Raw genomic sequence first — 14,239 nt, forward strand, 5'->3', positions numbered from 1 at the left:
ATTTGAATCAGGCAGCGATTTCCTCCTGGATGATTCCGTCTTTGAAGGAACGTCCTTCGATGACGAGGGTGATCTTTTCGTGGCAGTTGAGTCGTCTCCATTTCCGTGAAGCCGACTGAGCGAGTTTGAACATCATCGCCAGGCTTGCTCGCCTGGTACCGCAGCCTTTGGTCTTTCGGTGACGAAGCCGAATGGTTGCGAACGTCGATTCGATGGGGTTGGTTGTCCGCAGGTGACTCCAGTGTTCGGCCGGAAAGTCGTAGAACGTCAACAGCACGTCGCGGTCCCTCTTGAGGCACTCGCATGCCGGAGCGTACTTCGAACCATACTTTTCCATGAAATTGCCAAACGCTTTATTCGCATCATCCTTTGTTTCAGCCTGCCAGATTTCGTGAAGGTCGGCTTTCGCTTTGGGCTGAACGCTTTTGGGCATCTTGTTCAGTACGTTGGCAGTCTTGTGAACCCAGCAGCGTTGCTCACGAGTCTCGGGGAACACTTTGCGGATCGCCGCCCAGAAGCCCAGAGCACCGTCGCCAACGGCAACCTTCGGTGACAGCTGCAAGCCGCGTTGCTTTAGGTCGACCAGCAACTCGCTCCAGCTCTGCTCGCTTTCGCGATAGCCGTCGAGTACCGCGATCAACTCTTTCTGGCCGTCGTTCGTTGCCCCCATCAGCACTAGCAAACACTGCTTTTTGTTGGCATCGTCCTCCAGTCGCACCTTGGCGTGAATGCCATCGGCCCAGACGTAAACGTACTGCTTGCCCGACAGATCCCGCTTGCTCCAGTCGTCGTACTCGCTGCACCATTGCTCTTTCAGCCGGCAGACCACGTTGGGACTCAAGCCAGCCGCACGCTCGCCAACGAGCGCCTGCAAAGCTTCGCCAAAATCACCGGTTGAGATTCCTTTGAGGTACAGCCACGGGATCAGCTCTTCGATCGCCTTGGTTTTTCGTAGGTAGCTCGGCAAGACGCTCGGGGAGAACGCGACGCGGTTAATTGGATCGGGATCGTTGTCGCGAACTCGCCCCTGCGTGACGGGGATGGCCCCGGCACCGGTGAGGATTTCTCGTTGGGGGAGGCTTCCATTCTTGACGACGAAGCGTCTGCCCTGCGCGTCGGTACGATCGGCGTGCATGGTGATGAATGCCTCGACTTCGGCATCGATCGCGGTCTGCAGCATACGTCGGGCACCTTCTTTGACGATCTCATCCAGGGGGCTGCGCTGGTCGAACTGGGCCCGAAAGGAAATCACTTCGGGATCGACGGGTTGGTCCACTGGCACGTCGGCTCGGTCTGTTTTACTCTTAGTCATGGCGTATTCCTTTGCCCACTTCGGGCCGTTGGAGGGTTCAAGTTCCAACAGGATGCGCCACCTTTTTCAATCTTTCAAGAACACAACTTTCGACAATACCTCGTAAAGATGTCTGAGATAATGATAGGCATACGAGGTATGTAAGTCCCGACAGCGACGCAGAACTACTTCAGCTTCTAGCAATTCTTGCTCTGCTGCTTTTAATTGACCTGCGCAGTGGAGGCAAAACGCGTAGGAGGTTTGCGCCGATGCGATCACGTCCAAGCGATTCGTGCGGCGAGCATGCTCAATTCCCAGTTCGCCATATCTGATAGATAAGGTCCTGGTTTTCTTGGACGCAATTCCAAAACGTGCGTTTACTCCGCTGAACCCAAGATTCAAACCGTACTTTGCGTACGCGAGTGCTCGCGCGGCGTCATTGTCACCACATTTTGCCAAACGCACGTTATAGGTGCAAACGTCGGTATACCCAATGAGGTCATCACATGCTATCGAATGAGACAGGTCATAGAGAATCTCGCTGGCGAAATTCTTGGATTGCGACGATACCCAAGGTCGAGTCAGGAGTCGCAGGATGGGGCGAGGTATGAAGTGGTAACCAAATATGTTTACATTAATAGAAAGTACTTGCAGTATCCGGTTTTGAACTCTCGGTACTCCCAATGCCTTAATCGCGCTGTCGAACCATTTTCGACCCTCACGCTGGTCTCCGCTAAAGGATCGATATACCCCCATCATTCGCATGACTGAAGCACGTTCAAGGCTATCTTCGCTGTGCGATAACGCGGCTTTAGCATGTTCCATGGCAAGTGGTAGTTGACCTTTACGCCCCAAAGCTTCCGACAACAGGCTTTGCAGGCGAAAATGATCTTGGGAGGTCGCCTTGTTCGGGATAATCGCCTGGGCTTGCTGGAGATGTTGTTCAGCATCATCAAACAAGTAAGCTTCACACGCTTCTTGGGCTGCAGCGAGGTAGTGCTGAAACGCTTCATTCGTTAAATCTGCGTGCAGGCAGTGGAATGCCAACAGTGGCTCAGCCGCCGATTTTCCGGTCATTGCTGATTCAGACTTTAACACGTCAACAATCCGGCGATGATGCGCACGCCGCCGGCTGGAACTCAGCTCCGCCAATATTAACTCCCGCAACAGATCGTGGGTAAACGCCATGCGACTGGCCGATTTAGTCTCCACCAGGATCCGTTTGGATAATAGTTCGTCAACGGCGTCCAGCAATTGCGTCTCTGACACTTCCGCGACGACCTTACTTAATAAATCAAGATCGACGATGCGACCGATCACCGCCGCGGCGGGGAGCAGCAGTTGGGAGGTCGGGCTTAGCTCGGCTAAACGCGTGCGAAGAGCGCTGCGCACCGTGCTGGGTAGGGACGAGTCTTCATCGAGCGATTTGTGAACGCGTTGCCAGCCGTCGTGCGTCCGCACCACCATCCCACGCGAATACCATTCACGGATCGTCTCGGAAATAAAGAATGGATTTCCTTGACACAGCTTGTCAATGCCATCCACCAGCTCAGCCGAGATCGAAGAGCAGAGTGCTCCTAGCCGCAGCGCCAACAACTGAGCAGTTTCCTCGCGACTAAACAGTTCAAGCCCCACCGTTTCAATCAGTGATTGAGACTCCATTCGCTCGCAAAATGCTCTCAGCGATTCATAGCCGCTGCGACCGGTCGCCAACAACGCGACGGGCGGCTGGCGGGCGTCGTCCGCCAGACCTCGCGCGCCCGCTTTGCCAAAGTTTCCGTTAGCCCCGACCGCACCATGGCTGGCCGTAACCGCTCCGGACAAGTGTCTCAGGAACACCAACGTCGATTGATCCGCCCATTGAATATCGTCCACACACAAGCACAGCGGACTGCATGCGCTCAGCTCGACGAACATCGTTGCCAAAGCTCGAAATATGTACTCCGAGTCATTTCTTAGCGCCGGCGTGGTCTGTTCTCCGGCTAGCCACCTTCGCAGCTCGGGTGCGATCAACAGCAGCTCGGATTTGTAGTCCTGCACGATCTCTCGCATCCGCTGCAGGTTGCTGACAGTCGTCTCGTATTCGGCCAGCAGCGTACTTTCTTCCGAGCTTTGTTCGACTCGTGAGATCTTTGTCAGTAGCTGACGGATGATCTCAATGATTGGTTGAAAGGATGTGGTGCTGCCGTCAAAGCAGCGACCCTCGAAGACCATAAATCCGTTACCCACCGCCCGCCGCACCGCCTCCTGCATGGTGCTGCTTTTGCCCGTCCCCGGCTCCCCGGAGAACAGCAGCAACGGCGCCCCATCGCTGCTGCTGACGTCGCTCTGCCCCGCTAACCGCCGGTGCAGGAATTGGTCCACACGCTGAAGTTCGCGGTCACGACAAACAAATCCGACCGCGTTCAGTTTGACTTCCGAAGGGCTGCTGAGCTGGGCTAACCGTGCCTCCACTTCGATCTCGAACGCTTGACAGAGCACATTCCGCAGCGGCAGTGCCGAGCTGGGCCTCAGCTCGGGCTCTTTCGCCAGGTAGCTGCCGACCACATCGCTCAGCTCGGCACTGATGTTCGGATTCACGTCGCACAGCCGCGGAGGCTGGCGAGTGAGGTGCGCGTTGAGCACCGCCTGGGCTCCTTGCGCTTTTTGCTCGGCAAACGGATGGCGACCTCCGGAAAGCAGCTCGAATGCCAAGATGCCAATCGCGTATAGATCAACGCGATGATCGATGTTGGTGCCGTCGATCTGTTCGGTGGCGCTGTAGGCGGCTGTCCCGACAAATCCTCGTTCCGCAGTTAATGAGGAATCGAGCTGATAGAATTTTGCCAGTCCAAAGTCGGCCAGTTTTCCGGTCAACCGCCCGTTGTCACGGTCTCCAGTCCGCTGGACCAACAAGTTAGAAGGTTTAATATCACGATGGACGATTCCTTGTGAGTGGATATAGTCGACTGCCAGGGTGAGATCGACCAACAAGGGCGCGACGGTGGCGGGCGGCTCACCCATGATTTTGTCGCACGACTGACCGGCGTGCAGTTCCATGGTAAAGAACGGCCCATCATTGGTCTCGCCGATTTCAAAGACTCGCAGACAGCACGGGTGCTCAATGCCGGCGATGGTATTAAATTCACGAAAGAATCTTCGCCTCGCGGTACCGCCCAAGTCTGTTTTCATGAACTTGACGGCCACCTCACTGGCGTTCTTGTGATCGAAGGCCAGGAAGACGGTAGACATCCCACCGGCACCCAGTTTTTGCCGAATTTCATACCGCCCCGCCAGCCGCTCGGGGCTTTTTTCATGCACATATTGGCCGGTTTCACTAAGGCTATTGGTTTCGCGAGTTGGTATGGACATGTTGGATTCTTGTTTATGCGTTGAATCGTCGCCTTTCGCTCCGCGAAAGTCTAAAAAAATATTACCTTCGCGGAGCGAAAGGCGACTCCGCTGAGCGAGAGAGAACACGTAACTGCCAATTCGTTGTTTCGACACCCCGGGCTAACCATAACGCGATTAGCCAATGCCCGCAGATTCCAATTCGGCTTCAGGCATGATGGCGCCTAGGCTGTCCAATAAATCCAGCCCCTGCTGTATGCACTCGGCACGATAGGGAAATGCCACTCCCAAATCGATTAAAGTCCTCGCTTTTTCATATTTGGCACCGATTCTGTCGGCTTCAGTAATAGCTCGCTCAAACAACTTGAATGCACGTGTTTTATTATCCTTGACGATATGGAAACGACCTTCTACCCGGAAACGGTGCGGGCCTATATTGGGGTAAGAATAGCTCATGATCTTTGCTAGTCGAAGATACTTTCGTGCTGTACGCAAATCGATTTCGTCAGAGTTCTTCGCGTTGTGCCATTCGGCACTGAGGCAGGCCTCTACCATCCTCGGAAACGTAGCAGCATTGACCTCTAGGAAGGCGAATCGACGCTTCATGAATGCGAAGTTCTCCGCGAAACAGTCCTTCGCCTCTCTGTGTCGCGATTGCTGCATCAGTGCAAAGCCCTTTTCCATCAGTGCAACGCTTTGGAAATTAGATTCGGTGGAACGCATATGCTTGCTGGACTCTTCCGCACTCTTCAATGAATCTTCAAAATCGCCCCGCAAGGCTAAACCATGTGTCAAGCCAAATAAAGCCCACCCTATTCGTTCCGTATCTTTTAAAGTTTCCGCCACTCTCAATTCCTTTTCGGCGTAATCAACGATTTGTGCTACCGTACCTCGCACTGAATGTATATGACGCAAGAAGTGATAACAAAATGCTAAATTCGCATTTCGACTTTTAATATAAAACGGCTCACTCTTGATTATTAAAAATTCGGCCTCGTCCAGCAAAGCCGCGCAATATAATGCAATTCCGGACAAGTACGTTGTGCACCATTTGATCTCCGGCGTCTTGCAATCCTCGATTTCCTTGATTGCTTTCTTTGCAAACCTCACCGATGGTGACAGACTGCTAAAGGAAAGGGGAGAGAGCTTCCTGTTGAAGCCTAAAAAGGCGAGATTACATGCATATTTGGACATTCCAAACGCATTGAGGCCTTCGTAAGCCGCAAAACGAGAGTGTTTAGCCTCCAGGGAGCCGACATGCAAATAGTCGAGTGAGGATCGAGTATTAGTAGCGTGATTTAGCTCCATAAGAGTAAGGCATGTAAGGGTGCGCTGCTCGTCCGATATCCCTGGCCTTGCGATTTTGCGAGCTAGTTTTCTTGGGACCGCGTGAAAGACAATGGCCCCAGCGCTAATATCGAACAGTTTCCCTAGCAAGCTTTGACTGCGAGGGAATCCTAGATACGTTAATGCTTTATCGAGATGTTTGCGAGCGTTCACATCATCGCCGCTACCGCAAGCGTATCGGCCAGCGAGTCGATGCATCTGAGCTTTTTCAATGTGATCATCGGTGTGCTGGAGCGCACGGCTTACCTGCTCGATTCCCCCTGAGGTGTCTCCAATTCCATACTGCGATATGGCCAGCAACGAGTACAGTTTGTAGAGTTCACCCGCGCCCAGGTCTTCTGGTTGATGACGCTGAGCTAGTTGTAGAAATTCAATCGCATTTTCGAAGAGGTATGACTGGCATGCGCGTTCAGCCGTTTCCAGCAATAGCTGGAAGCCTTTCTCAAATAAATCTGCGGCAATACAATGTCTTGCCAGGAGATCGGTTTTAATCGCCGCAGGTTTGTCTTTTCTGATCTCTTCCATTACCGTGACTATCAGACGGTGGTAACTTCGCTGTCGACTGGCACTCAGTTCGGCCAGGATTAGTTCCCGCAATAGATCGTGAGTAAAGGCCATGCGGCTAGCTGATGCGGTCTCCACAAAAATCCGTTTTTCCAATAGTTCATCGGCTGCGTCTAATAATTGGGTTTCGGTTACGTCGGGGACAACCTTGCTGAGCAGATCAAGGTTTACCTCTCGGCCGAGCACGGCCGCCGCAGGTACTAGCAATTGCGATGGCTCGCTCAATTCTGTCAGTCTTGTCCTCAACGCTGTCCGAACGGTGCTGGGCACTGATGAATCGTCGTCGAGCGATTTATGGACGCGCTGCCAACCATCCTGCGTTCTGACAACCAGTCCTCGCGAATACCATTCGCGAATCGTTTCGGAGATAAAAAACGGATTTCCTTGACATAAGTTATCGATTGAATCGACTAGTTCGTTTGAGATCGACGGGGCCAAGGCGCCCAATCGCAAAGCAAGTAATTGAGTCGTTTCGTCACGGCTGAATAGTTCCAGGTTGACAGTCTCGATCAATGACTGCGTCTCCATCCGCTCACAAAAGGTCTTCAAAGAGGTGTAGCCACTGCGACCGGTGCCTAGTAGCGCGATGGGCGGGCAGCCTGATTCAGGGGCCAAACTTTTGGAGTGGGTTCCCGGAGCAAAGGAGCTTTGTGAATCAGTAATCGCGGCAGCAAAATGCCTCCAGAATACTAAAGTCGATTGGTCGGCCCACTGTAAATCATCGATACAAAAACATAAGGGATGATAAGCACTCAGTTCAACAAACATCGTTGCCAATGCTCGGAATATATATTCCGAATCGCTCGCTAACGTTGAAGTCGTCTTTTCTCCCGCCAACCAGCGTCGTAACTCGGGTGCGATCAATAACAGCTCGGATTTGTAACTCTGCACGATCTCCCGCATCCGCTGCAAATTGCTGAGCGTTTCCTCGTGCTCGACCAGCAGCGTACTTTCTTCCGAGCTTTGTTCGACTCGCGAGGTTTTTGTGAGCAGCTGGCGGATGATCTCAATGATTGGTTGAAAGGATGTGGTGCTGCCGTCAAAGCAGCGACCCTCGAAGACCATAAATCCGTTACCCACCGCCCGCCGCACCGCCTCCTGCATGGTGCTGCTCTTGCCCGTCCCAGGCTCCCCCGAAAATAACAATAGTGGAGCCGAATCGCTGCTGCTGACGTCATTCTGCACCGCTAACCGCCGGTGCAGGAATTGGTCCACACGCTGAAGTTCGCGGTCACGACAAACAAATCCGACGGCGTTGAGCTTGACTTCCGAAGGGCTGCTGAGCTGGGCTAACCGTGCCTCCACTTCGATCTCGAACGCTTGACAGAGCACATTCCGCAGCGGCAGTGCCGAGCTGGGCCTCAGTTCGGGCTCTTTCGCCAGGTAGCTGCCGACCACATCGCTCAGCTCGGCACTGATGTTCGGATTCACGTCGCACAGCCGCGGAGGCTGGCGAGTGAGGTGCGCGTTGAGCACCGCTTGGGCTCCTTGCGCTTTTTGCTCGGCAAACGGATGGCGACCTCCGGAGAGCAGCTCGAATGCCAAGATGCCAATCGCGTATAGATCAACGCGATGATCGATGTTGGTGCCGTCGATCTGTTCGGTGGCGCTGTAGGCGGCCGTCCCGACAAATCCACGTTCCGCGGTCAATGAGGAATCAAGCTGATAGAATTTTGCCAGTCCAAAGTCAGCCAACTTGCCGGTCAACCTGCCGTGATCAAGGTCTCCGGTCCGTTGGACTAACAAATTGGATGGTTTAATATCACGATGGACGATTCCTTGTGAGTGGATATAGTCGACCGCCAATGTGAGATCGACCAACAGGGGCGCGACGGCAGCGGGCGGTTCACCCATGATTTTGTCGCACGACTGTCCGGCGTGCAGTTCCATGGTAAAGAACGGCCCATCATTGGTCTCGCCGATTTCAAAGACTCGCAGACAGCACGGGTGCTCAATGCCGGCGATGGTATTAAATTCACGAAAGAATCTTCGCCTCGCGGTACCGCCCAAGTCTGTTTTCATGAACTTGACGGCCACCTCACTGGCGTTCTTGTGATCGAACGCCAGGAAGACGGTAGACATCCCACCGGCACCCAGTTTTTGCCGAATTTCATACCGCCCCGCCAGCCGCTCGGGCGATTTTTCCTGGACGTATTGTCCAGTTTCACTCAGGCTGTTGGTCTCCCGCGTTGGTATGGACATGTCGGATTCTTGTTTATGAGTTGAGTCGTCGCCTTGCACTCCGCGAACGCAACGTTTCTTGTGACTTTCGTGGAGTGAAAGGTGAATCTGCGGAGCGAAGAGCGACACGTAACCGCCAGTGTGTTGTGCCGCGCGGGGGCTACGGCAGGGACGCGACTTCGCCACCTTGAATGGTCGACAGGCTGCGGTACACGGCCATGTCGATGGTGTCAGCCATAAATTGGACGCTGCCATCGAGGAAGCCAAAATTCCCGCCGCCGGGATGGAAGCTGCGGAAGTTGGAGGTTCGATGTGGTCCCCCTTGCCAGCTGGGGGTAAAGTTATGGCGATCCGCTTCACTGTGAAATGAGTCGGTTACTGGCAATTTATTGAGACGTTCAACGGTGCTGCCAAGAGAGCCGGAATAGCGGAAACCGCCGGCGAAAAACGAACTCTTGTTGGCGCCACCTACCAGCCAACCAAAAACCGAGGTGTTCTCGCCAACCGCGCTGTCTAACGGTACATCGCAGCCCAGCCCGCTACACATCGGTTGTCCAGACGCGGCGTCCCCCACAAAGAATGTGTTGCTGGTGCCGTCCCGGACCGCTGAGAGCGGCGGCCAAAAGTTGTACGCTGCGTAGCCCGATTCGGGGCGAACGGGACGGGCACGATAATCGGGTGTGTATCCGATGCCGTCATGCCAACCAATGCTGTGCGCATAGGAAGCGGTCGCATAGCGATCTCCCGCAGGAATCCCGAAGGGAGTGATAAAAGGGTACTGATGAATCGCATCCGCCGTGTCGGAGGGACAAAAGTACGTTGGTTCAATGGTCGTTACGGCAGTCGCAGATTGCATGTACCAAGGTATTTGGTCGTTGATCAACCGAGCAGTATTGCTGGCTTCCAAGAACGGTAGGATGGCAATGAAGCCGGTGCCGAATGAGTCTGTGGGACCGCCCCCTTCGATCCAGGTGTACGCAGACGGGAGACGCCGCAGCGCGCTTTCGTAGTTCAGGGTGGCGAGCCCAATTTGCTTGAGGTTGTTCGTACACGACATCCTCCGCGCGGCCTCTCGGGCTGCTTGCACGGCTGGTAGCAACAAGCCCACAAGGATTCCGATGATGGCAATGACAACTAGCAACTCCACCAGGGTAAAACCATTCCGCCTCGGTCGTCGCGTGATCTGCATGATTCGCTCTGCTGGTAAATGCAAGAAAGCTGGCTACAAGCGGAGTTGACGTCTCCGCCCCGTATTGAGCTAAGCGCAAAGCGTTCTTCCCTTTCAGGAAATTGAGAAAATTTTTGGCAGAAATTTTCCGGATCACACTAAACGCGGTCCGAATTTGCCTTGAACCATGCCTCGATAAACTCCCAAGTCTGATAAGAATCCCAGCGAGACAGGCTCAGTTCCCGTCCAGCCCCGAGAACTGATTGCCCAGCATAAACTCGCAGCCTGGCAAATTCTGCAGCCTGCGGATCTTGTTGTTCGAGCACGTCTACCAATTTGTCGAACACTTCCAGCGTCTGGATTTGGTCCGCATCGCTATTGGAACAACCAATTGTTTCCAACGGGACGTACTGCCGAATGGCACTGCGTTTCGCTGCTCCCTTGCGGCGGGCGTGATCGATTAGGATATTTCGCATCGCACGCATCGCCATCCGCCGCAGTCGCTGATTGTCACCGCATGGCTGCCGCGAATTGGAGTCAAAAATCCGCACAAAGGCTTCGTTGACCAACGCCGTCGCGCCCAGGTTGTGGTCGTTCCGCTCGCGCAACATCAAGTCAGCCGCGATCCGACGCAACTCGTCGTACGCTTGTTGAAAAAGCCCCGTGGCCAATTCTGTGTCACCAGCCGGGGGGCGTTGCGTCTCGCTCGTGCTGGGAGGCATCAAAACACTCTAACAGGTGGACAACCCCTCGCCAACTTCCCGGTGCGAAAAAACTCAATCCGTCGGTGGAAATGGCAACCTGGGCACGTTTCCGATTGCGGTCAAGCCAACGTAGGCTTCAAGGTTGAAATTGACTGGAAGTAACCGGTCACCCAGATGAACCGCTGTCAGGCTCTTTCGTCTTGAATTCGGTAAATCACGAAAGTCGAGGTATCCCAAGTTTTGACGGGTGGGCACATGGAACACTGCCAGGCTCTCGATGCCCACCGAGACGAGCAGTCGCGAGCCGTCCATGAAACAGTTCATGATATTGATAGGAGGAGCGTCGAAAGGAATTCGTTCGCCGGTTTTGCGGTCCAAAAGTTGGTTTTTTGCGGAACTGATAGCGATATATCGAGCATCTTGGCTGAACGAGAACCTCACCCAATCATCACCGGTCCACACGACTTCGAAGTTATCGGGAGCCCCTGTGGCATCAATAGCCTCCTGGTAAATTCGAAGCTCTTTTTTCCCGGATTCATTTTCCGCGCAAACCGCTAAAGCGTTCGATTCACCAACGAATCTGGCGTCATGCGTGCACTTTTGCAGTTTCCAGTGCTGTCGCACTGACGAAGTGACCCGTGGCTTGCCTGGCTCCAGCCGTACCAGATACAAATGATTTGTTGTATTTTGTCGAGTGAATTGTGCTTTGTCGCTAAGCATTAGGACGCAATGGGATGCGTCGAATGACCAGCTAACACTCCTGAGTTTCGTATTAGTCAAATCCAATTCAGGTTCCATCTCCGTAAGCGTATCGAGACTTAGGCTGTCGACTAATTTTCCACTTGAGGTATCGTGAAAATCGATGCGTTCCTGGTTGACAAGCGTGAAATACTTTGAGGCACCGTGGTTCGGTTGAGCTTGTTCATATAAAAACTGGCAATCCCGCAATTTTACCGGAACCGTAGTCAAAGGCTTATGCAAGCCATTTCCGCCATTAATACTGGATACTGGGTGCAGTTTCACATTGCAAGGAGTGTCCATGTCCATAGGTACCGCTGTTATGTCAACTACACCTAATATTCCAGGCGAAATCGAACACACGTGCGATGCAGATGTGTTATATCGTTGCAAGGCACGCAGTCGATCAATTGTCCAGTGTCTTACGTTGCCATCACTTGATGCCGTAATCAGCGACTCATTCGAGAGCCAGGCAACATCGGTTACATGCTCTGAATCACTCTCCAATGCCCAAGTTTCTGCATTGATTTGAGACCAATCATTGTTGGTTGCCTGACACAACGTTAGGCCTCCATTTCTACTTGCCACGGCCACGTGCATGCCGTCAGGTGAACGAGCCATCGAGACCGGGAATCCATTTAATTTGACGTTTGTGAGAATCGAGGCCATACCGGTGGTGGAAATGACTTCGAGTTGATTCCGCTCAGGCGCGCCCACTAGCCAGCGTTGTTCTGCTTCGTCTAATGCCACGAAAGCATGCATCATGGCTGGATTTTCTCGATAAAACTCCTGTTTTGCCTGGTAGCTTTCCAAGTCCCAACTGGTAATACAGCCTTTGGCATTTGCAGCGTGTAAGGTTTTCGAATCCGAGCTGAATCGAATTGTTTCATGCCGCGGCGCATCTGAGCCAGAGAGGAAGAGCTTTGTAAGCGGCTGCCCGTTGGGTGTCATTAGCGACACAAACTGGTAACGAATCCCAGCAGCTAACTTAATGCCGTCCGGAGCCCAAGCCAGCGATTCGACACCTCCATTCGAGTCTGCCGTGCGAGCGACTTGCTCGTCAGTGTTTGTATTCCAAATGGTAACATGCCCATCGCGATCGCCCACGGCCAATAGTGGCTCCGTGGGCGAATAGGAAACGGCGGTCGCTTCCCAGGCAAGTGGTCCGTACCGCTTAATTTCAGTCCCTGTTTTCAAATCCCAAACACGCACCCAGCGGTCTGCACTGGCCGTAGCCAAACGCTCGCGGTCGGGCGAGATTGCAGTTCGCCAGACCGTACCCGGGTGTTTGAAATTTCGCAGTGGTTCTGGGTGTGCTAGCCCTCTTAGAAAGCGACGAAAGCTGTCTTGATGGCTTTTGCGAAGGGGGGCACGCAACGAAGATGCGACTGTTTCGGCCGCCAGCGATGTGGGCAATTCATAACGCCGCAATTGGTCAAAACGGCCTTTTTCAATGCTGGCAAGCATCTGTGTAATCACGGCTGCTTCCATTAGGTTAGCCGCTTGGGAGTTTCCTTCTTGCGGAGCTGGCATCTCGCTAGCTATCACTCCGTCTCTAAGGGCACCTTTTGCCGCAATTGCCGCCGGTGTAAGATTCCAGCTTGAGGTAAGTCCGACAATTAGTCCTACGATGCTTCCCAACACCAACAATGCCAAGGCGGCGGACAATTGTCGGTGTTTGAGCAACCATTTGCGCGTCCGATAGGCGACTGACGGCGGGTGTGCCAAAGTTTCTCTACCGGCCAATAGATGCTCTAGGTCGACCGCCAAGTCGTTGGCCGTTTTGTACCTCTACTCCAATTCAAACGCGAAACATTTTTGCAGTATCCAATCAAGCTCGCGGGGCAATCGCCAAGCGGTTCGTTGCTTGCTCGGCATCCGCGTTGGAGGGTCACGAAGAAACGCACGTAATTCGTCGAGTGCTAAATTTTGTTGCTGGTCGCGGGCTACTTGATATGCAGGATGATTCTCCAACGGCGTGGTGTTACACAAGAGTTTAAATAGCAACACGCCCAATGAGTAAATATCAGTGCGAGGGCCTAGTTGCGAGGAGTTAAATGCCAATTGCTCGGGACTGACATAATGGGGTGTGCCCACGAAATGGGCGATCAGTGAGAGTTGCGTGTTGCTGGAAGTCTCCGCGGAGAGTGCTTTCGCGATCCCAAAATCGATGACGCGAATCATAGGCTTGTCATCCACCATGGTGACCATCACGTTCGACGGTTTGAGATCGCGGTGGATGATACCTTTGGCGTGAGCATGCTGGATGGCTCGACAGGTGTCAGCAATTAGTTGCACGCGCTCGCGCCAGTCGCACTCGTGGGCTTGGCAAAACACATCGATCGGTTGACCGTCGATCAACTCCATTGCGAAAAACGGATGCCCCGACTGCGTCAGGCCCGCCTCCAGCACAGCAGCGATCGACGGGTGCTTCATCGCAGCCAGAGCAGCCTGCTCGATGCGAAAGCGGCGGAGGAATTGAACGGAATCCAGGCCGGGCTTCAATACTTTGACGGCAACCTGTCGCGGCAGCGGATCGTGCTGCTGGGCTCGGTAAACAATTCCCATCCCGCCTTCGCCGACCACCTCTTCCAAGCTGAAATTCTTGATAATCGGCAGCGATTGCGAATCGAGGGTTGCCGATTTCCAGGTCTCTCGCATCGCTTGTTGCAGTTCATGTTCGTCCACCTCCTGCCGCACCCTACGAGCGTCGAGCATGGCTTCGGAAAGCACGTTTCGGCCTGGGCCCGCATGGTCGAGCAGCTTGCACAGTTGATCATGGAGTTGCGGATCGTCGCCGCAACGGTGCTGTAAAAATTCACCACGCTGCCCGGGCGGCAGTTGAATTGCTTGAGAGTAGAGATTTCGTAATCTACCAGGGTGTTTGTTAGCCATTACCGGGGACTCGCGGGTTCG

General features: G+C 53.7%; 7 protein-coding genes. All 7 read right to left on the reverse strand.

The features are described from left to right. Positions 1-7: 7 nt before the first annotated feature. A complete protein-coding gene (locus tag SH139x_RS11970) occupies positions 8-1,312 on the reverse strand; it encodes an IS256 family transposase (RefSeq protein ID WP_488355237.1) in 1,305 nt (434 codons plus the stop codon). A 66-nt stretch (positions 1,313-1,378) separates the two neighbouring features. Further along, the gene (locus SH139x_RS11975; protein WP_488355445.1) at positions 1,379-4,642 is read right to left on the reverse strand and encodes a protein kinase domain-containing protein; all 3,264 of its coding nucleotides are present in this window, start codon (positions 4,640-4,642) and stop codon (positions 1,379-1,381) included. A 156-nt stretch (positions 4,643-4,798) separates the two neighbouring features. After that, positions 4,799-8,734: a protein kinase domain-containing protein gene (locus tag SH139x_RS11980; RefSeq protein ID WP_488355446.1), complete on the reverse strand. Its 3,936-nt coding sequence runs from the start codon at positions 8,732-8,734 to the stop codon at positions 4,799-4,801. A 139-nt stretch (positions 8,735-8,873) separates the two neighbouring features. Continuing rightward, positions 8,874-9,902: a DUF1559 family PulG-like putative transporter gene (locus tag SH139x_RS11985; protein WP_488355447.1), complete on the reverse strand. Its 1,029-nt coding sequence runs from the start codon at positions 9,900-9,902 to the stop codon at positions 8,874-8,876. 137 nt (positions 9,903-10,039) lie between these two features. Further along, positions 10,040-10,603, reverse strand: a complete 564-nt coding sequence (locus SH139x_RS11990) for an ECF-type sigma factor (protein WP_488355448.1) — start codon at positions 10,601-10,603, stop codon at positions 10,040-10,042. A 54-nt stretch (positions 10,604-10,657) separates the two neighbouring features. After that, on the reverse strand, positions 10,658-12,856 hold the full coding sequence (locus SH139x_RS11995; protein ID WP_488356006.1) for a WD40 repeat domain-containing protein: 2,199 nt from the start codon (positions 12,854-12,856) through the stop codon (positions 10,658-10,660). A gap of 258 nt (positions 12,857-13,114) precedes the next feature. After that, a complete protein-coding gene (locus SH139x_RS12000; RefSeq protein WP_488355449.1) occupies positions 13,115-14,218 on the reverse strand; it encodes a serine/threonine protein kinase in 1,104 nt (367 codons plus the stop codon). Positions 14,219-14,239: the final 21 nt, after the last annotated feature.

The organism is Kothea flammea (assembly GCF_052161645.1).
Lineage (GTDB): Bacteria > Planctomycetota > Planctomycetia > Pirellulales > Pirellulaceae > Laterigemmans.

Coding starts and splice junctions, on each gene's coding strand:
- SH139x_RS12000 (WP_488355449.1), bottom strand. CDS start 14,218: ATGGCTAACAAACACCCTGGTAGATTACGAAATCTCTACTCTCAAGCA.
- SH139x_RS11980 (WP_488355446.1), bottom strand. CDS start 8,734: ATGTCCATACCAACGCGGGAGACCAACAGCCTGAGTGAAACTGGACAA.
- SH139x_RS11985 (WP_488355447.1), bottom strand. CDS start 9,902: ATGCAGATCACGCGACGACCGAGGCGGAATGGTTTTACCCTGGTGGAG.
- SH139x_RS11975 (WP_488355445.1), bottom strand. CDS start 4,642: ATGTCCATACCAACTCGCGAAACCAATAGCCTTAGTGAAACCGGCCAA.
- SH139x_RS11990 (WP_488355448.1), bottom strand. CDS start 10,603: ATGCCTCCCAGCACGAGCGAGACGCAACGCCCCCCGGCTGGTGACACA.
- SH139x_RS11995 (WP_488356006.1), bottom strand. CDS start 12,856: ATGCCAGCTCCGCAAGAAGGAAACTCCCAAGCGGCTAACCTAATGGAA.
- SH139x_RS11970 (WP_488355237.1), bottom strand. CDS start 1,312: ATGACTAAGAGTAAAACAGACCGAGCCGACGTGCCAGTGGACCAACCC.